This window comes from Aeromonas sp. 5HA1 (assembly GCF_029237245.1).
Taxonomy (GTDB): domain Bacteria; phylum Pseudomonadota; class Gammaproteobacteria; order Enterobacterales; family Aeromonadaceae; genus Aeromonas; species Aeromonas salmonicida.
The window spans coordinates 47,793-69,852 of the sequence record NZ_JAACFW010000006.1 but is presented as its reverse complement, the minus strand read 5'-3'; the positions used below and the strand labels follow the sequence as shown (position 1 = coordinate 69,852).

Annotated in this window: 23 protein-coding genes; 15 read left to right on the top strand and 8 right to left on the bottom strand. The window is 53.3% G+C overall.

What is annotated here, in order from left to right; translation table 11 throughout:
- The 4 genes from GWQ27_RS07325 (at position 1) to GWQ27_RS07310 (ending at position 2,871) form a co-directional block, all read left to right on the top strand.
- Entirely contained in the window at positions 1-315 is a 315-nt protein-coding gene (locus GWQ27_RS07325) for a DUF2523 family protein (protein WP_275907020.1), read from the top strand.
- A complete protein-coding gene (locus tag GWQ27_RS07320) occupies positions 316-1,518 on the top strand; it encodes a zonular occludens toxin domain-containing protein (RefSeq protein WP_275907019.1) in 1,203 nt (400 codons plus the stop codon). It begins immediately after the preceding gene.
- Between the two features lie 389 nt (positions 1,519-1,907).
- Positions 1,908-2,102 (top strand): hypothetical protein, encoded by a 195-nt coding sequence (locus GWQ27_RS07315; RefSeq protein ID WP_275907018.1) that lies wholly within the window; start codon positions 1,908-1,910, stop codon positions 2,100-2,102.
- 343 nt (positions 2,103-2,445) lie between these two features.
- The gene (locus GWQ27_RS07310; protein WP_275907017.1) at positions 2,446-2,871 is read left to right on the top strand and encodes a hypothetical protein; all 426 of its coding nucleotides are present in this window, start codon (positions 2,446-2,448) and stop codon (positions 2,869-2,871) included.
- A 143-nt stretch (positions 2,872-3,014) separates the two neighbouring features.
- On the opposite strand, the gene GWQ27_RS07305 is transcribed toward GWQ27_RS07310, so the two are convergent.
- Positions 3,015-3,287 carry a hypothetical protein gene (locus GWQ27_RS07305; protein WP_005311542.1) on the bottom strand — a complete coding sequence of 91 codons (273 nt, stop codon included), beginning with the start codon at positions 3,285-3,287 and terminating at the stop codon, positions 3,015-3,017.
- Between the two features lie 153 nt (positions 3,288-3,440).
- On the opposite strand from GWQ27_RS07305, the gene GWQ27_RS07300 reads away from it, so the two are divergent.
- From GWQ27_RS07300 to fabA, 11 genes are all read left to right on the top strand, one after another.
- Complete coding sequence (locus tag GWQ27_RS07300; RefSeq protein ID WP_275907025.1) at positions 3,441-3,677, top strand: hypothetical protein; 237 nt, start codon at positions 3,441-3,443, stop codon at positions 3,675-3,677.
- On the top strand, positions 3,664-5,112 hold the full coding sequence (locus GWQ27_RS07295) for a replication initiation factor domain-containing protein (RefSeq protein WP_275907024.1): 1,449 nt from the start codon (positions 3,664-3,666) through the stop codon (positions 5,110-5,112). Before GWQ27_RS07300 ends, GWQ27_RS07295 begins: the two co-directional genes overlap by 14 nt.
- Before the next feature lie 34 nt (positions 5,113-5,146).
- Positions 5,147-5,500, top strand: coding sequence for a hypothetical protein (locus tag GWQ27_RS07290; protein WP_275907023.1), 354 nt, complete (start codon positions 5,147-5,149; stop codon positions 5,498-5,500).
- 303 nt (positions 5,501-5,803) lie between these two features.
- On the top strand, positions 5,804-6,028 hold the full coding sequence (locus GWQ27_RS07285; protein WP_275907022.1) for a Flexible pilin: 225 nt from the start codon (positions 5,804-5,806) through the stop codon (positions 6,026-6,028).
- Positions 6,029-6,230: 202 nt separating this feature from the next.
- Positions 6,231-7,586: a hypothetical protein gene (locus GWQ27_RS07280; protein WP_275907021.1), complete on the top strand. Its 1,356-nt coding sequence runs from the start codon at positions 6,231-6,233 to the stop codon at positions 7,584-7,586.
- A 3-nt stretch (positions 7,587-7,589) separates the two neighbouring features.
- Positions 7,590-7,904, top strand: coding sequence for a DUF2523 family protein (locus tag GWQ27_RS07275; RefSeq protein ID WP_275907020.1), 315 nt, complete (start codon positions 7,590-7,592; stop codon positions 7,902-7,904).
- Entirely contained in the window at positions 7,905-9,107 is a 1,203-nt protein-coding gene (locus GWQ27_RS07270) for a zonular occludens toxin domain-containing protein (RefSeq protein ID WP_275907019.1), read from the top strand.
- Positions 9,108-9,496: 389 nt separating this feature from the next.
- Complete coding sequence (locus GWQ27_RS07265; RefSeq protein WP_275907018.1) at positions 9,497-9,691, top strand: hypothetical protein; 195 nt, start codon at positions 9,497-9,499, stop codon at positions 9,689-9,691.
- Positions 9,692-10,034: 343 nt separating this feature from the next.
- Positions 10,035-10,460 carry a hypothetical protein gene (locus tag GWQ27_RS07260; RefSeq protein WP_275907017.1) on the top strand — a complete coding sequence of 142 codons (426 nt, stop codon included), beginning with the start codon at positions 10,035-10,037 and terminating at the stop codon, positions 10,458-10,460.
- A 98-nt stretch (positions 10,461-10,558) separates the two neighbouring features.
- Positions 10,559-12,535, top strand: coding sequence for a Lon protease family protein (locus GWQ27_RS07255; protein ID WP_275907016.1), 1,977 nt, complete (start codon positions 10,559-10,561; stop codon positions 12,533-12,535).
- Positions 12,536-12,615: 80 nt separating this feature from the next.
- The gene (fabA, locus tag GWQ27_RS07250) at positions 12,616-13,176 is read left to right on the top strand and encodes a 3-hydroxyacyl-[acyl-carrier-protein] dehydratase FabA (RefSeq protein WP_005315696.1); all 561 of its coding nucleotides are present in this window, start codon (positions 12,616-12,618) and stop codon (positions 13,174-13,176) included.
- Positions 13,177-13,260: 84 nt separating this feature from the next.
- On the opposite strand, the gene rmf is transcribed toward fabA, so the two are convergent.
- The 7 genes from rmf to pyrD all read right to left on the bottom strand — a co-directional run bounded on the left by rmf (position 13,261) and on the right by pyrD (position 22,045).
- Entirely contained in the window at positions 13,261-13,437 is a 177-nt protein-coding gene (gene rmf, locus GWQ27_RS07245; protein WP_010674759.1) for a ribosome modulation factor, read from the bottom strand.
- Between the two features lie 162 nt (positions 13,438-13,599).
- The gene (locus GWQ27_RS07240; protein ID WP_275907015.1) at positions 13,600-15,237 is read right to left on the bottom strand and encodes a DUF3466 family protein; all 1,638 of its coding nucleotides are present in this window, start codon (positions 15,235-15,237) and stop codon (positions 13,600-13,602) included.
- An 8-nt stretch (positions 15,238-15,245) separates the two neighbouring features.
- Positions 15,246-17,156, bottom strand: coding sequence for an ABC transporter ATP-binding protein (locus tag GWQ27_RS07235; protein WP_111587846.1), 1,911 nt, complete (start codon positions 17,154-17,156; stop codon positions 15,246-15,248).
- A gap of 71 nt (positions 17,157-17,227) precedes the next feature.
- Entirely contained in the window at positions 17,228-17,467 is a 240-nt protein-coding gene (locus GWQ27_RS07230) for a glutaredoxin family protein (RefSeq protein WP_111587845.1), read from the bottom strand.
- Positions 17,467-19,662, bottom strand: a complete 2,196-nt coding sequence (gene rlmKL / locus GWQ27_RS07225; protein ID WP_165484244.1) for a bifunctional 23S rRNA (guanine(2069)-N(7))-methyltransferase RlmK/23S rRNA (guanine(2445)-N(2))-methyltransferase RlmL — start codon at positions 19,660-19,662, stop codon at positions 17,467-17,469. The genes GWQ27_RS07230 and rlmKL overlap by 1 nt, the downstream gene beginning before the upstream one ends.
- A gap of 748 nt (positions 19,663-20,410) precedes the next feature.
- Positions 20,411-20,947, bottom strand: a complete 537-nt coding sequence (locus GWQ27_RS07220; protein WP_021138728.1) for a cell division protein ZapC — start codon at positions 20,945-20,947, stop codon at positions 20,411-20,413.
- Between the two features lie 87 nt (positions 20,948-21,034).
- A complete protein-coding gene (gene pyrD, locus GWQ27_RS07215; protein ID WP_111587843.1) occupies positions 21,035-22,045 on the bottom strand; it encodes a quinone-dependent dihydroorotate dehydrogenase in 1,011 nt (336 codons plus the stop codon).
- Between the last annotated feature and the right edge of the window lie 15 nt (positions 22,046-22,060).

Below are 22,060 nucleotides of genomic sequence, written 5' to 3'. Positions count from 1 at the left end.
ATGGAATGGCTTGGAGAGTTCTTTAATTCGTTTTTCGCCGATATATATCAATTGGCGGTGCAGTTTGGCGCGTGGCTGGCTATCCGCTTGGCGGTGCAATGGGTAGAGTTCAAGGTCTTTTTACTGACGTTTACCTGGGACGTTGCCAAGGAAATATTGGTGAACGTTCACTTTAGTGAATTGCTGTCGTCATCCTTTAATTCCCTGCCGCCGACCATGAAAGGGATCCTGTTATACATTCACCTGGACAAAGGGCTGACCATCCTCACCCAGGCGTTTGTTACTCGCTTCATGCTCAATATGATGGGGTGGTAAATGTCTATTAAGATCCACCATGGCGCTCCAGGCTCCTACAAGTCTTCAGGGGCTATCCATACCGATGTGATACCCGCCATCAAGGCTGGTCGCCATATCGTGACCAACGTGCGCGGTTTCACAGCTGAACGGTGCAGGGAGGTACTGGGCAAGGCCGTCCCCGATGACTTCCAGGTAACGTATATCGAAACCGAATCCCAGGAAGGACGGGATCATTTCGCTCGCTTCTATCACTGGGCACCCAAGGGCGTGTTCTTCCTGGTCGATGAGGTGCAACGGATATTTCCGCCTTCCTGGCGACAGACTGATTTAGACCGGCTGGATTATCCAGGTGGGCCGGATGTGGCTAAAAATGATGGGCGACCGGAAACCATAGATGTGGCCTTTGATATGCACCGTCATCATAACTGGGACTTTGTATTTACGACTCCGAACATCAAAAAGGTACACCAGGTAATCCGAGCCGCTGCCGAAACAGCCATTCGGCATACCAATATGGCGATATTGGGGATAGGCGGTCGTTACAAGACGGTGCTTCACCTCTCGGATAACTCCGGTTCGTCCATGTCTGATGTATTGCAAGCCAAGCCATTCAATAAGGTGCCCAAGTATGTTTTCGAACTTTATGACTCAACTGCAACCGGTAAGGTCTCAGATACAATCGCGGGTAGCTCGGTTTTACGAGACCCTAAAATTCTTCTTTTTCTGGCGGTGTGGGGGCTTTGTATATTCTTTGGCTTCATCAAGCCTGAGTATATTGATGCTCCTGCTAAGGCCGCTCAGGCTGCTGCTAACACCTCTTCGGTTCCTGGGGCGGTGGATGGTGCTTCCGCTGATGGGGTACGTCCTGGCGGCACTCCTGCTGCGTCTCCTGGCGGGGTTCTTTCTGTAGGGCCGTTCGCTGGGTACCGGTTGATCATCAGTTGCCATGTGTTGGTGAAGAATGACCGGGGATCATATCGGGTCGATTATTGCTTTTCGCTGCGCAAGGGTGACGAGGTGCAACCTCTCTACAGCGACGATTGGCCGGATGAGCTTGCCAGCGTGGATGCAATGAGCGCCTGCCATGCCGTTGTGAAGTACCAGGGTAAGCCGGTTGATGTGTATTGCGATCCTGATGGGGATACCTTGCGCCGTAAATACAATGCAGCGCTCTTTGCTGGAACAAAAGGGGATAGCGAGCCAAACGATGACCGGACATAAATGGACTCAACCGCGCAATGCGATTGTTTATGTTAAATAGGACGTTCTAGCCCGCAAAGAACAGGGGCGGTAGCCCCTACAAGCCGCCCTCTACTGCCCATTTTTGCCTCTACCGTCTCGCGGCGGGACACGCCCATATCGACCTGATGCACGGCCACCCCCTTTCCCTGCAAAACCGGCTTTTAAGGCTCTGCCGGTTCTGGGGGAGGGTAACGCCACAGCGCCGCACTGGTTTTCGAGCGCCAGCCCCCCGGGTAGTAATACGGGGGGAATTCAATCCTCACATGCCCGATAAAGCCACGGGGCAGGGGTGTTATCTCTCATTTCACTGTATCTTTGTACTGTACGGCAGGAGTGACCAGATGCTGCCGGTTCACTAGGGAGGGTGCGTGACAAACTACAAGCGGGGTGATGCTGTTATCCGCAAATCAGACAACCAGGTGATGACGGTTGTGACCAACGATGGCCATAAGGCATGGTGTGTGATCGAGAGTGATGCTAGCCTGTCTTATGGTGCATATGCAGAGGATGAACTGGGAATTCAGGTTGACTCTGGCGAGCCGTTGTTGAGTCGGTCTACTTGATGCCGATAAATCCAGTTATCGGCATCAATTTTCAAGGGGCCTCGTGGCCCCTTTGTCTTTCTAAAAAGCCCCGAATCCCTTAAGTGGGCAAGATTGCTCTTCACCCTCTAGGCATTCGCTAATCGGGATGACATCATTGCAGGCTGCATTTTCTGATGTCCCTGATGCTGTACCGATACAGGTGCCAGTTAAGCAACATTTGTGGGCTTCTAGCATAACCGGGACTAGAAGCTTCGGCTCTGTCACGGTTTTCTGGTCTGAGCAACCTGACAATGCAACGCCAAGCAATAGGCTAAACAACAGCTTTTCCATGATGCCTCTACAAAGTAAAAACGGGATTTGTATGATCGATGAATTGCACAGGCTTGCAAGCGAATTCAGAGCAGCCCTTGACCAGATAGAGTGGTCTCAGAAGCCTGATGGTTTTAAGGATTTCCCGGCTGGCACATGCGACAACATCAGCAATATTTTGGCTGAGTATCTCTACGCTTTTGGGGTCGCTGACGTTGAATGGGTTGTCGGTTGTAATGCGCTACATGGCTCTCATGCCTGGCTAGAAGTTTCGGGGATCATTGTGGATATAACCGCAGATCAATTTCCTGATGTATCAGCATCAGTTCTTGTGACAACAGACCGCCGATGGCATTCACAGTTTGAAGAAGATGAAGGAAGCAGGCAGGCTGCTGGTTTCTCCGAAGATGGTGATGATGACCTGCGCGAGATCTACCGTGAAGCATTGGCATATACCCCCAAGCCTGACCGCGCATAATGTGACTAGTGGTTATGTTGAACACTAGGCCCCCTGCCACAATCGAACAGGGCAGGGGGCTTCGAGGTAGGAGGGAGGTGGGACAGCTTGCTGGCATCATCCAGACGCCTGAGAATGTTTAATATAACTCGTGTTATGCGAGGTCAGGAGTTGCCCTTTTCCTTCGCCAATTTAAGCCATACGGCTTTAAGTTCTTGATTCTTCTCTGTCTGCGCTTCCGCTGTTGCGATGATCTCTAAAGGATCTCGCTTCAGCGCCACCGCCAACCTCAAGCATTTGTCCTTCCCTAGCACTTGTCCGTTTCTTACTTTCGTCATGGATTGTCTCGGCACTCCCAGGAATTTTGCGGCTGCATAGTCGCTGGGCAGATTTAGCTTTTCTTTAAGCTCATCAATGTAGCTGTCAAACCATTTCATATTTCAGTCACTTAGAGAGGGTTTGTTCGATTATCGGACATAGTAACTAGGTCAGCTACGTAACTTCATGATTGACAGTAACCTGATGCGGTTCTACAGTAACCGCGAATGGTTACTAACGGGTCTTGAGACTCGATCAATGGGGTGTCGGTTGTGGCTGATTTTTCCGCAGTAGCAAAGCCAGAAAGAAGCGTCTATTGGCAGTATGAGCCAACTGGCGATATTTCCGCCTGCGTTGCTGGTCAGGTTGAGTTCTTCCGCGACCTCCCCGAACTCGCTCGTTATCTCTCACACACCTACCCAGATTTCGATTTTGTGCCTGTTGAAGTCACCGAGGCCACTTGGCGCGGGTTCTATGACCAGGGAGTTTTTTTCGATGACTGGTCATAACCCGAAAACCAAGATCGATTTCCTGTCCTTCACCTTTACGCCGGAACCGCTTAAGCGCATCACCGAGCTGGCAAAGCAGGGCTGTTTGCTCAAGGCCATACCGCGCTTTGAGGTCAAGTCTTCCGCATTGTCTGCCGCCTTGCCGGCGCTTGCTGTTGGCAGCGCTGTTTATCGCCGTCCATCTGAGCCGCTGTCGGCACCAAAGAACCGCTATGAGGCTGCCGACCAGCATCTGAGGGAGCTGGCTTATCCTGAGCCGCTCTACTCCAAACCGGAGCCGGAAAGTTCGGCCATCATCACTTCATCCATGACCGAAGCCATGGAGATAGTGTTGGCATCCCAGTACAAGGCCCGTTCCGATATCCACCGAGAGCTAAAAGCGGTGTGCTCTACCTTGCTCGACTTTTCCGAGTTTGAGGTTAATCCGGACGGCAAATATTGGGATGCCTATAACGACTTGATCCACTCCTACGGGGTGCAGTTCCTCGATACCATTTGTTGCAATGAGCTGGAGCTATTCATTGATGAGCTTAATTACCAAGTGGGGGTTCCGATCCCTGCGCCTCGCTTTGCCCTCCGTCATCGTCGCGGGGGTCTTCACGGCTATAGCTACAGTGGGGACATTCTCATTGATGGCATTGCTTGCGGGCTTGTCGCTTGGGGAGCTGCCAACCATGGCTGCATGGTTTCTTTCACTGGGGCAGGATGCGATGGACTGGATTTTGGGGCTCTTCATCGTGTCATTGCTATGGTGCCTGGGCTCCGTATTACTCGAGTTGACCTCGCACTGGATGATTACTCAGGCTCGGTTATATCGTATCTCCGAGCGGTTGAAGCGGCGGAATTAGGCCATTTCCATCCCGCTCGCGGCACGGCTCCAAAGTGGATGGCTATCCAGGCAGGGGAGTTTATTCCCGAAGTTCACAATGCCATGCGTAAGCGGTTTGGCATGATTTCATCCTCTGGTTGCTCTTTTTATATTGGCTCACGCGCTAATGGCAAGTGTGCCCGTATATATGAGAAGGGTAGGCAGATGGAATCTGTCGAATATCCTTTCTGGGTGCGTGCCGAAGGCGAGTTACACAGCAAAGACCGGATCATTCCACTCGATGTGCTGATAAACCCAGACCCTTATTTTGCTGGCATGTATCCCCAGTTTTCAAAATGGCTTGCTGAAGTATCAAAAGACGAAATCGAGCCGGTACGCATCACCACTTTTAAGAACAAGTTCAAGACCTGCCGCGATAATGCGGTAACAAATATGTCCAGAATGGCCGGTCGTCTGGTCAACTATTTAAAGAACGTGGAAGGATTGACGGGCGATTCTATCGTGCGCCAGTTAATTGGGCAGTTAGGCCCTGATGATGTGCCGGTACGGCTTTTGATGCCGCTGCCACCTGAACTAGATGAATTACCGATTTTCGAGCCCAACTGAACGGGCATTAATAACCCAAGTGGAGAGTAGAGATATGTCCAAAATTTCTGGCGTAATGGTGCTGTGTGTCACTCACGGCGTTGGTGTTTCCCGCAAAGGGGCAACTCCCCAGCCTTATGATTTTTCCAGTCTGAAATTCCTGGTGCCAGCAACCAGCATTGACAGGGCTGAATGTAAAATCACTAACTGGGGTTTTGAAGCCAAGGAAATGCCGCTGAAAAATGATCCGACTGTCCTGGCTAAAATGGCTGACTGCCCTAAATTGCAGCCTGTTATTCTTCTGCTCGAAGCCGACCCGCGCAACCCTGCTCAAAATATCGTGTCAGGTTTTGAAATTGAAGGCGGGGCCAAATCGGACGAATTCGGCTCACTCCACAAAAAGCCTTAACAAATCCGGTGCCTGAGGAGGAGGAGCGAAGACGTGCAGCGAGCGACGACGAGGGCACCGAATAAATGATTTGTGTCGAATTAACCGCCGAGGGATACGTTAAACAGGCCCCGCCGGAAACATGCTCTTATGTGCTCTTAACTGTCCAGGAGCACACCAAATTAACGGATATATCGAGCTGGTTTGAATTCGATACATCCACGGTAACGATGGCCTTTGGCTTTGGATTAATCATCTGGGTCGCTGGCCTCAAATTGGGCGCTATTGCCCGTGTCATTGTTGGTGCTAAAAGAGGATAACGAAATGCATAAGATCAATGTTCTGTTCCGTAACGGCTGCATCGCCGCTGTTGCTTCCCTGTCTGCCGCTGGTGCCGCTCACGCTGCTGGTGAAGGCTCTGCCGCTGCTGCGGGGGCTGCTCTGGATACCGCGCTCGCTGACGTTAACAGCACCTCGCCCAAGGTTATGATGGTCGTGGCTACTGTGGTGGGTGTCGGTATCCTGATCAGCCTGATGCGCAAAGCCTAAGCCGTGTCCCTGCTTATCGGGACACTGTGGTTTCTGTTCTTTGTCGAGGGATGGCGAACATCCTTTTCAATCTAAGGCGGCTTCGGTCGCCTTTTTTCATATTGGGGGCCATGTGCGCATAGGTTGGCTGTTATTGTTTATTTCCTTCTCTTCCTATTCCTGGGATGGGTGCCCTGGTGGTGTCTCACTTGGTTATGTGACCATGGCGACACCTCTCCCTGTCTGTTTGAAATATGAGAATTCATCTAAGGGCGGTTGCATCGTTAAATGCCAAGATGTTTGTGTTGAGATGCCTTTAGCGAATACCAAGGGGCCGGTGTTTACCAATGGCGATGCGTGCTCGATTAGCAGCGGTAATCCCGAGGGCAGTGGGGATGGCAGTGGAGACGGTGACGGTGGCCCTGATGCGCCTGGCTCGGGTAATTCAGGCAGCACCGCTTTTCCTGGGTGGTATAACTTTGAGCCGGTTATCGGTGATTCCACTGGTACATCGGTATCAGGGACAGTCGCCAAGCTAAATAAGAACCTGGGAAAGGCCCTGGGAAATTTGGCTGGCAGTTCATCCACTATTTCCCGTCAAGTGAATGAAATACTTGGTGAGGCGCATCGTCAAACGAATGCCTCTGAGGGGGCGGTTGAGTTGCTTAAGGAGATCAGGGAATACAACAAACTAATTAACAGTCATACGGAGGGTGAGAATCTTTATTCTTCCAGGAATGAGGCCAGAATGGAGGAAGTGCTTATTCATCTCAGGAAAATGGCCGATTCAAAAGGTGATACGCCACCAGATGGGGGCATTGATGATGACGAGCTGGGGAAAAATTATTGGGATTATAAATTCAACCTTTTGTACGGCAAACTGGATGAAATGAACAAGGGCGGGTTAAACAGTATTCAAATGCTGTTAGGGCAGATGCAAGACCCTATTTTCGGGATTGAAGGTGCCTTGGGTGCCAATGGGATGGCCGGTAATATTAATGCTATGCGTGCCACCCTGGAGCAGATAAGCGGTAAAGTGGGTGGTTCCTCTGGTAATACCACTGGCGGTACGTCAGGCGGTTCTGATTTGTCATCCGGTTATCTGAAAGAGTTAATAGAAGTTACCGGTTATATGTCTGAGGATGTGCATTCCATAAAAAGTGCCCTGGAAGGTTCCGGTGGTAATGGCAATGGTGAAGGCCAGGGGGAGGGGAGTGGTATCGATTATAACCAGATGCCTGGATCCGGTGATAATCCCCTCGCTGTCCAGGGCGGTAAATATAATTCCGCTTGCCAGGGAAAAGACTGTTTCTTTGATATGCCTGCAATGCAAAAGAAACTCGATGATGCTAATAAGTCGCTGACTGACAAATACACGACTATTTCTAGCGATGTGCAGAAGGTCTTTACCTTTAGCCTGTCCGGTTCTGCTGACCCGATGGAGTGCCTTGATTTATTCAGTCACCAGGGAAAAACCTATTCGGTTTGTCCGCCAACGGGGGACTATTGGCAGACGCTCGCCGCGATAATGATGTTTGTGTTCTATTTCATTGCGCTGATGATCATATTTAAGAGGTGATATATGGAATGGCTTGGAGAGTTCTTTAATTCGTTTTTCGCCGATATATATCAATTGGCGGTGCAGTTTGGCGCGTGGCTGGCTATCCGCTTGGCGGTGCAATGGGTAGAGTTCAAGGTCTTTTTACTGACGTTTACCTGGGACGTTGCCAAGGAAATATTGGTGAACGTTCACTTTAGTGAATTGCTGTCGTCATCCTTTAATTCCCTGCCGCCGACCATGAAAGGGATCCTGTTATACATTCACCTGGACAAAGGGCTGACCATCCTCACCCAGGCGTTTGTTACTCGCTTCATGCTCAATATGATGGGGTGGTAAATGTCTATTAAGATCCACCATGGCGCTCCAGGCTCCTACAAGTCTTCAGGGGCTATCCATACCGATGTGATACCCGCCATCAAGGCTGGTCGCCATATCGTGACCAACGTGCGCGGTTTCACAGCTGAACGGTGCAGGGAGGTACTGGGCAAGGCCGTCCCCGATGACTTCCAGGTAACGTATATCGAAACCGAATCCCAGGAAGGACGGGATCATTTCGCTCGCTTCTATCACTGGGCACCCAAGGGCGTGTTCTTCCTGGTCGATGAGGTGCAACGGATATTTCCGCCTTCCTGGCGACAGACTGATTTAGACCGGCTGGATTATCCAGGTGGGCCGGATGTGGCTAAAAATGATGGGCGACCGGAAACCATAGATGTGGCCTTTGATATGCACCGTCATCATAACTGGGACTTTGTATTTACGACTCCGAACATCAAAAAGGTACACCAGGTAATCCGAGCCGCTGCCGAAACAGCCATTCGGCATACCAATATGGCGATATTGGGGATAGGCGGTCGTTACAAGACGGTGCTTCACCTCTCGGATAACTCCGGTTCGTCCATGTCTGATGTATTGCAAGCCAAGCCATTCAATAAGGTGCCCAAGTATGTTTTCGAACTTTATGACTCAACTGCAACCGGTAAGGTCTCAGATACAATCGCGGGTAGCTCGGTTTTACGAGACCCTAAAATTCTTCTTTTTCTGGCGGTGTGGGGGCTTTGTATATTCTTTGGCTTCATCAAGCCTGAGTATATTGATGCTCCTGCTAAGGCCGCTCAGGCTGCTGCTAACACCTCTTCGGTTCCTGGGGCGGTGGATGGTGCTTCCGCTGATGGGGTACGTCCTGGCGGCACTCCTGCTGCGTCTCCTGGCGGGGTTCTTTCTGTAGGGCCGTTCGCTGGGTACCGGTTGATCATCAGTTGCCATGTGTTGGTGAAGAATGACCGGGGATCATATCGGGTCGATTATTGCTTTTCGCTGCGCAAGGGTGACGAGGTGCAACCTCTCTACAGCGACGATTGGCCGGATGAGCTTGCCAGCGTGGATGCAATGAGCGCCTGCCATGCCGTTGTGAAGTACCAGGGTAAGCCGGTTGATGTGTATTGCGATCCTGATGGGGATACCTTGCGCCGTAAATACAATGCAGCGCTCTTTGCTGGAACAAAAGGGGATAGCGAGCCAAACGATGACCGGACATAAATGGACTCAACCGCGCAATGCGATTGTTTATGTTAAATAGGACGTTCTAGCCCGCAAAGAACAGGGGCGGTAGCCCCTACAAGCCGCCCTCTACTGCCCATTTTTGCCTCTACCGTCTCGCGGCGGGACACGCCCATATCGACCTGATGCACGGCCACCCCCTTTCCCTGCAAAACCGGCTTTTAAGGCTCTGCCGGTTCTGGGGGAGGGTAACGCCACAGCGCCGCACTGGTTTTCGAGCGCCAGCCCCCCGGGTAGTAATACGGGGGGAATTCAATCCTCACATGCCCGATAAAGCCACGGGGCAGGGGTGTTATCTCTCATTTCACTGTATCTTTGTACTGTACGGCAGGAGTGACCAGATGCTGCCGGTTCACTAGGGAGGGTGCGTGACAAACTACAAGCGGGGTGATGCTGTTATCCGCAAATCAGACAACCAGGTGATGACGGTTGTGACCAACGATGGCCATAAGGCATGGTGTGTGATCGAGAGTGATGCTAGCCTGTCTTATGGTGCATATGCAGAGGATGAACTGGGAATTCAGGTTGACTCTGGCGAGCCGTTGTTGAGTCGGTCTACTTGATGCCGATAAATCCAGTTATCGGCATCAATTTTCAAGGGGCCTCGTGGCCCCTTTGTCTTTCTAAAAAGCCCCGAATCCCTTAAGTGGGCAAGATTGCTCTTCACCCTCTAGGCATTCGCTAATCTGGATGACATCATTGCAGGCTGCATTTTCTGATGTCCCTGATGCTGTACCGATACAGGTGCCAGTTAAGCAACATTTGTGGGCTTCTAGCATAACCGGGACTAGAAGCTTCGGCTCTGTCACGGTTTTCTGGTCTGAGCAACCTGACAATGCAACGCCAAGCAATAGGCTAAACAACAGCTTTTCCATGATGCCTCTACAAAGTAAAAACGGGATTTGTATGATCGATGAATTGCACAGGCTTGCAAGCGAATTCAGAGCAGCCCTTGACCAGATAGAGTGGTCTCAGAAGCCTGATGGTTTTAAGGATTTCCCGGCTGGCACATGCGACAACATCAGCAATATTTTGGCTGAGTATCTCTACGCTTTTGGGGTCGCTGACGTTGAATGGGTTGTCGGTTGTAATGCGCTACATGGCTCTCATGCCTGGCTAGAAGTTTCGGGGATCATTGTGGATATAACCGCAGATCAATTTCCTGATGTATCAGCATCAGTTCTTGTGACAACAGACCGCCGATGGCATTCACAGTTTGAAGAAGATGAAGGAAGCAGGCAGGCTGCTGGTTTCTCCGAAGATGGTGATGATGACCTGCGCGAGATCTACCGTGAAGCATTGGCATATACCCCCAAGCCTGACCGCGCATAATGTATATTATGTTAAATTGAATATCTTGTTTCCTGTTCCCATAAATTGAACTGTGTATAATGGAAACAAATGATCCTATCTCCGACCGGATATCTTAAGTGGCTGAATTAACATCAGAACAACTAAAACCCGCTTTCGCGATTGAACAGTTCCCTACACTTAGCGAGCTAGAACCCATTCCCTTCGCTGCCTTGCAACCCAGAGTGATTTCCGGCATCAAGCGCCTCGCCAGTTTTGATGGTGATTGCCCGGTCATGCTGCTCAATGGTTTCCCCGGCGCTGACTATGAAGGTGTGTGCCAGACATTGATCGCCGCCTCCAATGGCAAGGATGGTGACCTGTTTGATCTCTGCTATACGGAAAACCTGAACAACCCGTTCAAACCGATCTGGTTGCGTCTGCAACCTGGTACCGGCATCGAGTTTTGCGAAATGGTGGGTGAACTGCTCAAACTGATGAGCCACCATCTGGATGCCGAGCGTCTGGTCACTCGCATCATGCGCAAGCAGAACAACGATCCCAAGATAGATGACTTTCTTTCCGATCTGGCTGCTCATGTGGCTCAAGGACTCGAATTCCAGCACCCTGTGCTCATCAACCTGCTGATCCACCATGAAGATCAGGAAGCTCCAGTGGTTTATGGCCGGGATTTGAACTGGGATACCCTGTTCGGCTCCATCAACTATCAAACCGAGCAAGGCTCTGTTTATGCCAACCAACATCTGTTGGAGCCTGGTCTGTTGCGTCAGGCCAACGGCGGCTATCTGATATTGCAACTCGACGAGCTGCTGGATCAGCCACACCTCTGGTTCAAGCTCAAGAATGCCATTCAGAAAAGTGAGCTGGACTGGAACGCCTATCAGGAAGGCAAGACTCTAACCCCCTTCTTTACCCCGGAAGCGACTCCCATCAAGCTCAAGCTGATCCTGGTCGGTGACCGCCTCGAAGTATCCGAGTTCCAGATGCTGGACAGGGACATGTCCGAGCGCATCTTCCTTCGTGCGGACCTGGTATCAGAGATCAACATTGATGAAGACCTGCCTGAATTTCTGCAGTATCTGGCATGGTTACGCGAGCGTTGGACACTGCTGGACTTCACCCCGGCCGCCCTCGCCGCCCTCTGTCGCCATGCCAGTCGCCTGTGTGACCATCAGGAGTGGCTCTCTCTGTCCGAGATACAGCTCGGTGCCATCATGCGCATGGCGGACAGCCTGGCCCGCGAAATGGAAGCCGAAACAGTGACTGATGAGCATATCCGGTTGGCCCTTGAAGAGCAGGACTACCGCCTAAATTATCTGGTTGAACAGTCTGATCAGGGCGTCATTGACGGCCAGATCCTGTTACAAACCGATGGTGAGGAGATCGGCCAGATCAATGGCCTGTCCGTCATTCAGGTCTCGGGTCATCCCTATGATTTTGGCGAACCTGTGCGTCTCACTGCGACCGTGCACCTGGGCGATGGCGACATTGCGGATGTCGAACGAAAAGCTGAGCTGGCTGGCCATATCCACGCCAAGGCGATGATGATCATTCATGGTTATCTCTCCAACAAATTTGGTGCAGAAACCCCCTCGCCGCTCTCTGCCAATCTGGTGTTCGAGCAGTCCTATCATGAGATCGATGGTGACAGCGCCTCTCTGACCGGCCTGTGCGCCCTCCTCTCTGCCCTCGCCCGCCAGCCCATCTATCAACACTTTGCCGTCACCGGCGCGGTCGATCAGTTCGGCAATGTGCAGGCGGTAGGTGGTGTGAACGAGAAGATTGAAGGCTTCTTCCGGGTGTGCAAGATCCATGGCATCACAGGTAAGCAAGGCATCATTCTGCCGGGCACCAACATCCAGCAGTTGAACCTATCCGACGAGGTGATTGCCGCCGTCGAAGCAGGTCAGTTCCACATTCATCCGGTGGACCATGTGGAAGAGGCCATCGAGCTGCTGACTGGCTGTGTAGCGGGTGAGCCGGACATGCCGGATACCCTGTTTGGCCGGATCCAGCAGCGACTGGACGAACTGAATGGCACCGCGTTCAAGGGGGGCTTGATCCGCCGCCTGCTGGGCCGGTTGTTCAGCCTGTAATAAAGAAGAGATCGGAGTTGTTTAGCGCACAAGTGTACGCTAAATTGGCCCGGCTTTGACCCATATGAAGGATAAACAGCGTGACCGTAGACAATACCACCATTGATCCCCGCCTTTCCCTGTGTGAACAAGGCAAAGACTCGTTTACCCGTGAAGAGCTGCTCGCATGCAGCCGTGGCGAATTATTTGGTGAGGGTAACAGTCAGCTGCCCGCCCCCAACATGTTGATGATGGATCGCATCGTCAAGATCAACGACAACGGTGGTGAGCACGGCAAGGGCGAAATCCTGGCAGAGCTCGACATTACGCCTGACCTCTGGTTCTTTGACTGCCATTTCCCGGGTGACCCCGTTATGCCAGGCTGTCTGGGTCTGGATGCAATGTGGCAACTGGTCGGCTTCTTCCTCGGCTGGAAAGGCGGTCCGGGTAAAGGCCGTGCACTGGGTGTGGGTGAAGTGAAATTCACTGGCCAGATCCTGCCGACCGCCAAGAAAGTGACCTACAAGATCACCTTCAAGCGCGTCATCAACCGCAAGCTGGTCATGGGCATCGCCGATGGCGTCGTGGAAGTCGATGGCCGTCCCATCTATAGCGCCAGCGATCTGAAAGTGGGCCTGTTCAAAGATACCACTGCATTCTGATCGACTGATTTAGTGGTAACACAGAGATAACGTAAAGGGGCCTCAATGGCCCCTTTCCTTTTGTAATGAGTGATGAAGTACCAATTACTTCATGAAGAGGCCTGAACCCCGCCCTTCCATGGCATCTCGCCAACCACCAAGCCAATGCCCTCGGGCATCCAGGCATTGGTACGGACACGCTTCTTTCTGTTTGCCGACCACGCCAGCCTGATAACCACGAGCGCGAGCTCTTTCCAGACGGTCCCGTTTTTGTCTCTTCATCATCTACGACCCTCTTCGTGGAACAAAAAAAGCGACCAATTTTTCATCGGTCGCTTTCATCTTTACCCCACGAAATGGGCAGGGTCAAACAAAAAATGTCATGCTATCCGGTCATTGTGACACAAGACACTGAACCACATTAATTTTTAGTGACATCCCATTTTATCGTTGGTAACGGCGCAGCCAGGTAAATGGCAGGGCCAGCAGCGTCAGCCAAAACAGGCTTCCACCACCACCACTGCCACCATCCTGACCGGTCTGGTTATTGACCGGCGCATTGGCGACCACATAGCTTGCAGGCTCGTTGTTCTTGTAATCGGCAACGGCTGGCGTCAACTTCACGCTGACGATGGTTGAATTGGTGCGATTGTTGAGATCGCTCTCGCTGTTATAGCGAAAAGCCGTCGCAGCGACAGTACCATCCGTGCTGATGCCGCTGGCATACGCGATGTGGTAGTAGTAGCCGTTCTGGGCACACTGCTTGGCACCTGCATCATCCAGCCCGCAGATGAGGTCGTTCAGATACCAATTTTTACCGGTCGCAGCATTGAGCAGGAAACCTTCCTGCATGCGGTTGGTGCCATTGACCACAGGTTGGGTCTGGTGACGAGAATCACGCCAGCCCACGACCATGTTGTGGTTGTTGATGGCGGCGGCTTCCGAGCCTGCACCGCTGATTGGGCTGTCTTGCAACGGTACACTCGCCGTCTGTTTGGTGTTCAAGTTGAACACAAACATCTCGACCGGGCGGTTTTGACCCTTGTTGATGCGATAGCGCTGGTTGCCAATTACATAACCGTTGTCATTGGCCCCCACAGCCCAGCTGTGTTGCAGCTTGGCGTCATCCTTGCCCGGCTCGCCTTCGGCCAGCGGTATGGTCTGGGTGGTACCGACCTTGCCACCGGCCAGATCCAGCGTCCAGTATGCCGCCAGGTTGCGGCCATCCAGGTAGTTGCTGCCAATTTCACCGGTGGAGGAGTAACCCACACCATACAAGCTGCCATTGACGTTGGCGACCCCGAGGGCCGACGCCGTCTGGATCACTTCGTTACGGCCACGGGAATACTCGTTGGCCTGGATCAGCTTGTTGAAGGTGCCTGTGCTGTTGAGCAACCAGAAGCTGGCCTGGGTGTTGAGGCCCGGGCAGTAGCGGTAGTCGCCATACTGGCCGTCGTTACCGGCGAAGCACCAGTTGTAGGTCTCGGAATTGACGGCGATGTTCTTGCCGGTGGCAGCGGTGCCGGTCACCAGGTACTGGCCGTTATCCAGCTTTTTGATGCTGGTCGGCACGCTCAGGCTGTGGGTGCTGGCGCCATCTTTGAGGCTGACGGCGTTGCCCTCCTCGACGATGGCAAATGCGGTGCGCAGCTTGCCATCCATCTTGTAACCCACGCGAGTGCCCGCTACGTCACCCAAAGCAGTAACCAAGCCATCAGTTTCGTTGCTGACTAGGTCACCGACGTTGCTGCGCTGATCGGTTTTGGCCAGAAAGTCGACACGCCACTGATACGCAAAGTTGCTCTTGTCGTTCCAGAAGGCGTTGCAAACCGAGTTGGAGAGCATGCAGCCCTGCTCAAAACGGAAACGATCGACCAGGAAGTCAGCAAACCGCACAGTCGAGAAGTGCTCGGCCATGTCGTTTTTGGTGTTGATCCCGACTAGCCCGTTGCCATCGGCACTGATCGCGCTGGCGAATCCCTTGTCAGACCCGTCGACAATGGTGAAAAAGGGGCTTTGTGCCGCCTGGGCGTGCAGGCTGGCGCTGACCAGAATGGCCAGCATGGATAATTGCTTTTTCATCTACTTCCTTAGTCCTGATGTTTCAACGCTTCCAACTCCTCCCAACGGGAGAAGGCTTGTTCCAATGCAGCCTCTGCTGCATTCAGGGCATCCAGTTTGAGCTGGGTTTGATCGCTCGGCAACGCGAAGAAACCAGGATGGTTTACCTCCACCTGCAGGGCATTCAGCTCAGTCTCCAGCTGTTCCAGTCGGGCTGGTAGATTATCCAGCTCCAGCTGCAACTTGTAAGAGAGTTTTTTGACTTTAGAGGCAGCAGGGCTTGCCACAGCGACAGGCTCTGGCGTTTTGACCTGAGCCGCTTTTGCCGCCAGCTGAGTGCTCTGCTGGGCCCGCGTCGCCATCATGTCGGCATAACCGCCCACGTAATCGCTGATACGTCCATCCCCTTCAAACAACCAGCAACCTGTCACTGTATTGTCGATAAAGCGACGATCGTGACTGACCAGCAACAGGGTGCCAGGATAGTCCGCCAGCAGCTCTTCCAGCAATTCCAGCGTTTCGACATCCAGGTCGTTGGTTGGTTCATCGAGGATCAGTAAATTACTGGGCTTCAAGAACAATTTGGCCAACAGTAAACGGTTTTTTTCGCCCCCTGACAAGGCTTTCACAGGGGTACGTGCCCGCTTGGGTTCAAACAGGAAGTCCTGCAGGTAACCCAGAATGTGACGAGAGCGACCGCGCACCATCACTTCCTGCTTGCCCTCCCCCACGTTGTCCATCACCGTCTGCTCGGGATCGAGCTGATCGCGATACTGGTCAAAGTAGGCCACTTCCAGCTTGGTGCCCCCCTTGACCAGACCACGGCTGGGCTCGAGTTGGCCAAGCAACAGCTTGATGAGGGTTGATTTACCGCAACCGTTGGGACCCACCAGGGCGATCTTGTCGCCACGCAGCACCTGCAGATCCAGCCCCTGGAACAGGGTACGATCGCCAAAGTCCAGCCCCAGCCCTTCGGTTTCGAACACCAGCTTGCCAGAACGATTCACATCGTCCATTTGCAGCTTGGCCTTGCCCTGCAGCTCGCGACGCTGGGAACGCTCCATCCGCATCGCCTCAAGGGCACGTACCCGGCCTTCGTTGCGGGTACGGCGCGCCTTGATGCCCTGACGTACCCACACCTCTTCCTGGGCCAGCTTGCGATCGAACTCGGCATGTTGCAGCTCTTCAACCCGCAGTGCCTCTTCCTTGCCCTGCAGATATTCGTCGTAGTTGCCAGGCCAGGAGGTGATCACGCCACGGTCGAGATCGATGATCCGGGTCGCCAGCTTGTGGATGAACTCCCGATCGTGGGAGATGAAGACGATGGCGCCGCGAAAATCCTTGAGGAAATCTTCCAGCCAGTTGATGGCTTCGATATCCAGGTGGTTGGTCGGTTCATCGAGCAGCAGCAGATCCGGATCGCAGGCCAGCGCACGGGCCAGGGCCACTTTACGCAACCAGCCACCGGACAGACTGTCCAGGGTTGCGTCGGGATCGAGGTTCAGCAGGGTCAGCACCTGGCTGATGCGGGTCTCGAACTGCCAGCCATTCTGATAGTCGAGCTGTTCTTGCAGATCGCTCATGATGCGTATGTTGGCATCGCTCGGATCGTGGGCCAGCTCCATGGAGATATGGTGATACTGCTTGAGCAGCTCGCCGACGCCGGCCAGCCCTTCGGCCGTGTAGTCAAACACAGTGAGGTCGCTCGATGCAGGCGGGTCCTGCTCGAGGCGAGTCACTTTCAGATCCTGCTGCTGTACCATGCGCCCGTCATCGAGGGGCAGTTCGCCAGCAATGATCTTCATCAGGGTGGACTTGCCCGCCCCGTTGCGCCCGACCAGACAGAGACGCTCACCGCGCTCAATGCTGAGCTCGGCATTATCGAGCAGCGGGAAATCACTGAACGACAGACAAGCGCCGTGCAATGTTAATAAAGCCATGTTTCTTCCTTATTACCTGATGAAAAAAGCGGGGCCAGATACTCTCTGCCCCCCTTTTTCTCTATTCGTGCTCAGTCGTGACTGGCCTGCGCAGTTACCCAGACACCGAGTTCTGCCAACGTAAAGGGCCAGCCCAGCTCGCGACCGGCCTCATCGCGCAGCACCGGAATGCGTACCCGATAAGCAGCGAGCAATTCGGCATCATTGATGATGTCGCACTGGCGGGTCTGGCTGGCCAATCCGGCCTCTTCCACCAGCTGCCATGCCTGTTCGCACAGGTGGCAGCCGTCGGTGTGAAACAGGGTCAGCATCAAGCCTCCGCTGGCACGTCGGCGTGGGTGATGATCCAGCAGTTATGGATATGCTGGTTGCGCTCGAAGTCCTTCGGACGCGTCTTGCTCGTAATGTTCTGCGCCTTGAGGCCAGCGGCCTCGAGCCCGGCCAGATCCATCTTGAAGTGACGCTTGTTGTTGGAGAACACCAGGGTGCCATCGGCCGCCAGCAGGCGCTTCAAGTGCTGCATCAGCAGCAGGTGATCGCGCTGCACGTCGAAGCTCTCGTCCATCCGCTTGGAGTTGGAGAAGGTGGGTGGATCGATGAAGATGAGGTCATACTGATCATCCGCTTCCGACAACCACTTCAGGCAATCAGCCTGCACAAACTTGTGCTGACGGCCCACCAGCGAGTTGAGACGCATGTTGTCCTGCGCCCAGTTCAGATAGGTGTGGGACATGTCGACCGTGGTTGTCTCGCTGGCACCGCCAAGCCCCGCGTGCACGGTAGCACTGCCGGTATAGGCAAACAGGTTCAGGAAGCGCTTGCCCTTGGCCATCTGGCCCAGCATGCGGCGAGTCTGACGGTGGTCAAGGAACAGGCCGGTATCCAGGTAGTCGTAGAGGTTGACCCAAAGACGGGCACCGTACTCCTGCACTTCCATCCGGTGCTGCTCTGCGGCGAGCTTCTGATACTGCTGCTTGCCCTCTTGACGCTCACGAACCTTCAGGATCACCTTCTCGCCGTCCATGCCGGTTACCTTGATGGCTGCCTGCACCATGTCAAGCAGACGCTGGCGGGTCTTCTGGGCGGGGATGTCTTTGGGCGCGGCGTACTCCTGCACCACCAGGTAATCCTGATAGCGGTCGATGGCGGCATTGTATTCCGGCAAGTCCGCATCGTAGAGGCGGTAGCAGTCGATACCCTCTTTGCTCGCCCATTTCTCGAGGGTTTTAAGATTCTTGCGCAGACGGTTGGCAAAGTCCTGCGCCACCTCTTTCTGGGAGGCCACGGAGTCCAGCGCAATCTGGTAGTTGCGCAGCTGACATTCAAGCGCCCCGTTGAACAGACGATATTGCTTGTCGGCACGCAGACGCAGACAGCTCAGCAGCTCGGGCGAGGCAGAGAGAATAGAGACGCGCCAGCCCTGGAAGCCACGACGCAAGGCATCGCCGAGGGCCTGGTGCACTTCGAGCAGGGCCGGAAACTCGCCGAGACGCTCGCCATAGGGCGGGTTGGAGATAAGCATGCCGACTTGACGCGCTTCCTCCTGACTCGCCTCCCCTTCAACAACGGCCGGCATCGGTAGCGGATTTTCAAGCTGGGTCACATCGGCTTGCTTGAAGGTGATGAGGTGGGCCACACCGGCCGCCTTGGCGTTGTCGCGGGCTTTCATCAGCACACGGGGGTCGGCATCGCAGCCAAACAGCTTCACTTCACAACGCTGCATGCCACGCTTGGCGCGCACCTGAGCTTCCATCATCAGGCTCTGCCAGAGTTCGCTGTCGTGTTGCAGCCAGCGATCGAAACCGAAGCGCTCGCGGCGCAGCGCCGGCGCCATGTCGGCGGCGATGAAGGCCGCTTCGATCAGCAAGGTGCCGGAACCACACATGGGGTCCATCATGGGCTCACCGGCCCAGCCGCTACGGGCAATCATGGCACAGGCCAGGTTCTCTTTGAGCGGTGCTTCGCCAGTGCCCTGACGATAGAAACGTTGGTGCAGCGCCGGGCCTGACAAGTCCAGCGTGATATTGGCCTTGCCTTTGCCCAAATGCGCCATGATGCGAATATCCGGCGCCTTTTTGTCCACATCCGGGCGCACATGACCGCGTTTGGTGAAGCGATCAACGATGGCATCCTTGATCTTCAGTGCACCGTACTGGGTATTGCGAATGGCGGGGTTGGTACCGGTAAAGTCCACCGCTATGGTGGAGGTGCCGGAGAAGTGCTCTTCCCAAGGGATGGTGTGGGCGCCCAGATAGAGATCCAGATCGTCGTTCATCTGGAATTCGGACAGCACCAGCACGATGCGGGAAGCAAAACGGCTCCACAGACAGGCCTTGTAACCAATGGCCAGTTCGCCTTTGAAGTGAACGCCGGCGACAGTCTCACGGACCTGCTCTGCGCCCAGGGTGGTCAGCTCGTCGGCCAACAGGTTTTCCAGCCCCTTGGGGCAGGTTGCAAAAAATTCTTTCATCACGCTCACGGGGATGCCATAAAAATAGTGCCGCATTATACCTTAAGAGCCGATCCGGAGCAGCAAAAGCTTCGCGCTGGCGCTACAAACAGGGCCCGTGGACAGGTACAGGCAAGCATGCTCCCCACTCCCCATTTATCTGACATACGCAAGAAGGCTTGGCCAATTGACATATAGGGACCTGATGGAGATGTGATGCTCATGTGGGTCAGCTTGTGGGTTATCTATAGACGAGCGGTCATCAGATGACCCCGGATATTCATTGCCTCGCCAGAGCAAGACGCTAGGTAATGCGTGCCTATATTCGGTTATGAATGCTCCACCGTTATTCACACTCATTGCCATATCTGACAGGCGTCAAACAAAGCTCATTGCGTTATTATCTTTCCGACAGAGCAAGTCCTTTCTGTAACCCCGTGTTTTGCCCTCCCGTTATCGTCCGTAAACCGGGAGGGCTATTTTTTGGACGCTGCCTGGCGATAGCCTATTTATGCCGGACTGTCATATCTATCAGGTTTCAGAAGAAACAATTCCCTCTAACATGACCCGGCTGTTGAAACAAACCATCCATTCCTTCTGTCGTGTGTGTTTTACGCCCTCTTATCATGTTTGGTAGGAGGGCTTTTTTGTGGGCATAACATGAGAGGCAAAAAGTACTATGGCGCGACAGAAATGGGCTATTCACCAAATAGGAGGGGCATTGAGGAGCAACAACAAAGGGGGCAAAAAAATATCGGACGAGCAAAATCAGACTAAATATTGAGCACGTTTACTTGGATGGGTATCAGCTCACCTGACGATATTGTGTCTGGGTTGCAACTCTGGCGGTCATGCGGTTGTTCATCACCTTGATCACACCAAAGCGCGGCAGGATCTTGCTGGTAGTCAGTATCAGATCCTCGGTCAGATTGAGGCACACGCTGGCCTGTTCACCTGCTTCGATCACCATGAACTCCCCCTTGCCATGAGGTGTATTCATGCACACCAAGGATCCAGTTTCAGGAATAATAAAAGGGTGGACCTCACCAAAGAACCAGCTTTGTGGCATCAGTGGTTTATAAAAGCGACTGACAGCGATGGCATTGAGTACCAGCTGGACCTGATGTGGCGTACTCCAGTCGAGTTCGACAGCCTTGTCCATCAATTGATAATAGAGGGCAGCATCATCCACACAAAAAGGCTGAGTGGTGAAGGAGCTAGGCACCAATTGTCGCCCTTTATATTCAGTAGCGAATATCATGCGATCGGATAAATCCAGCATCAGACGATCATCATGAGCATCATAATGCCACTGCCAATTGTCATTGGGTTGGATACACATGGGGGTGCCCTTACTGAAAGTCGTTACTCGACTTTATTCCATGTCGAGAATTTCAGCAACTTTAAATAAAGGGCACCCGTTTATTTCTTAAATATGAGTCACAATTTCTTTGACCAGACTCGGGCCCTTATAAATAAAGCCGCTATAAATCTGGACCAGACTGGCACCCGCAGCGAGCTTCTCCCGCGCAGCCATGGCGCTGTCAATACCCCCTACCCCTATGATGGGCAGTGCACCGTCCAGAGCCTTGGCCAGCTGGCGAATAACCTCCGTGCTCTTGTGCTGCAACGGACGCCCACTGAGGCCACCGACTTCACCGGCATGGGGCATGTCATAGATCATCTCCCGATCCAGGGTGGTATTGGTGGCAATAACGCCATCGATCCCGTTTTTGATCAAAGATGCCGCGACCTGATTAATTTCATCCAGACTCAAGTCCGGTGCAATTTTAACGGCGAGCGGCACGTACTTTTTATATTGGGCGGCCAGCTCTTGCTGACGCACTTTGAGGGCTGCGAGCAACTCATCGAGGGCATCACCGTATTGGAGCGAACGCAGGCCCGGAGTGTTGGGGGAAGAGATATTGACGGCAATATAACCGGCATGATCATAGACCTTGTCCATGCAGATCAGATAATCGTCCTTGCCCTGCTCTATGGGAGTGTCTTTGTTCTTGCCGATATTGATGCCGATGACACCCTGGTATTTGGCTTTCTTGACCTGCGCCACCAGATGATCGACACCCTTGTTGTTGAATCCCATGCGGTTGATGATCCCCTCTGCCGGAATAACCCGGAACAGACGGGGCTTGTCATTGCCACTCTGGGGTTTGGGGGTGACGGTACCGACTTCTATAAAGCCAAACCCCATGGCCCCAAATGCGTCGATGCACTCCCCGTCTTTATCCAGCCCGGCTGCCAATCCGACCGGATTGGCAAAATAAAGCCCCATGACAGTGACGGGGCGTTTGGGCAATGAATGGCGGAAGAAACAATCAAGTGGCGTACCGAGAAGGCGGGGCAAATATTTGATGGAGAGATCGTGTGCCTGTTCGGGATTGAACTTGAACAAGAAATGCCTGGCGAGGGGGTACAACATTTTTGCTCCTTAAAA

What these genes read in the sequence shown, in the direction of transcription:
- GWQ27_RS07325 (WP_275907020.1), top strand. Translation starts at nt 1, where the DNA reads ATGGAATGGCTTGGAGAGTTCTTTAATTCGTTTTTCGCCGATATATAT.
- GWQ27_RS07320 (WP_275907019.1), top strand. Translation starts at nt 316, where the DNA reads ATGTCTATTAAGATCCACCATGGCGCTCCAGGCTCCTACAAGTCTTCA.
- GWQ27_RS07310 (WP_275907017.1), top strand. Translation starts at nt 2,446, where the DNA reads ATGATCGATGAATTGCACAGGCTTGCAAGCGAATTCAGAGCAGCCCTT.
- GWQ27_RS07305 (WP_005311542.1), bottom strand. Translation starts at nt 3,287, where the DNA reads ATGAAATGGTTTGACAGCTACATTGATGAGCTTAAAGAAAAGCTAAAT.
- GWQ27_RS07295 (WP_275907024.1), top strand. Translation starts at nt 3,664, where the DNA reads ATGACTGGTCATAACCCGAAAACCAAGATCGATTTCCTGTCCTTCACC.
- GWQ27_RS07290 (WP_275907023.1), top strand. Translation starts at nt 5,147, where the DNA reads ATGTCCAAAATTTCTGGCGTAATGGTGCTGTGTGTCACTCACGGCGTT.
- GWQ27_RS07285 (WP_275907022.1), top strand. Translation starts at nt 5,804, where the DNA reads ATGCATAAGATCAATGTTCTGTTCCGTAACGGCTGCATCGCCGCTGTT.
- GWQ27_RS07280 (WP_275907021.1), top strand. Translation starts at nt 6,231, where the DNA reads ATGGCGACACCTCTCCCTGTCTGTTTGAAATATGAGAATTCATCTAAG.
- GWQ27_RS07275 (WP_275907020.1), top strand. Translation starts at nt 7,590, where the DNA reads ATGGAATGGCTTGGAGAGTTCTTTAATTCGTTTTTCGCCGATATATAT.
- GWQ27_RS07270 (WP_275907019.1), top strand. Translation starts at nt 7,905, where the DNA reads ATGTCTATTAAGATCCACCATGGCGCTCCAGGCTCCTACAAGTCTTCA.
- GWQ27_RS07260 (WP_275907017.1), top strand. Translation starts at nt 10,035, where the DNA reads ATGATCGATGAATTGCACAGGCTTGCAAGCGAATTCAGAGCAGCCCTT.
- rmf (WP_010674759.1), bottom strand. Translation starts at nt 13,437, where the DNA reads ATGAAGAGACAAAAACGGGACCGTCTGGAAAGAGCTCGCGCTCGTGGT.
- GWQ27_RS07240 (WP_275907015.1), bottom strand. Translation starts at nt 15,237, where the DNA reads ATGAAAAAGCAATTATCCATGCTGGCCATTCTGGTCAGCGCCAGCCTG.
- GWQ27_RS07235 (WP_111587846.1), bottom strand. Translation starts at nt 17,156, where the DNA reads ATGGCTTTATTAACATTGCACGGCGCTTGTCTGTCGTTCAGTGATTTC.
- GWQ27_RS07230 (WP_111587845.1), bottom strand. Translation starts at nt 17,467, where the DNA reads ATGCTGACCCTGTTTCACACCGACGGCTGCCACCTGTGCGAACAGGCA.
- rlmKL (WP_165484244.1), bottom strand. Translation starts at nt 19,662, where the DNA reads ATGCGGCACTATTTTTATGGCATCCCCGTGAGCGTGATGAAAGAATTT.
- GWQ27_RS07220 (WP_021138728.1), bottom strand. Translation starts at nt 20,947, where the DNA reads ATGTGTATCCAACCCAATGACAATTGGCAGTGGCATTATGATGCTCAT.
- pyrD (WP_111587843.1), bottom strand. Translation starts at nt 22,045, where the DNA reads ATGTTGTACCCCCTCGCCAGGCATTTCTTGTTCAAGTTCAATCCCGAA.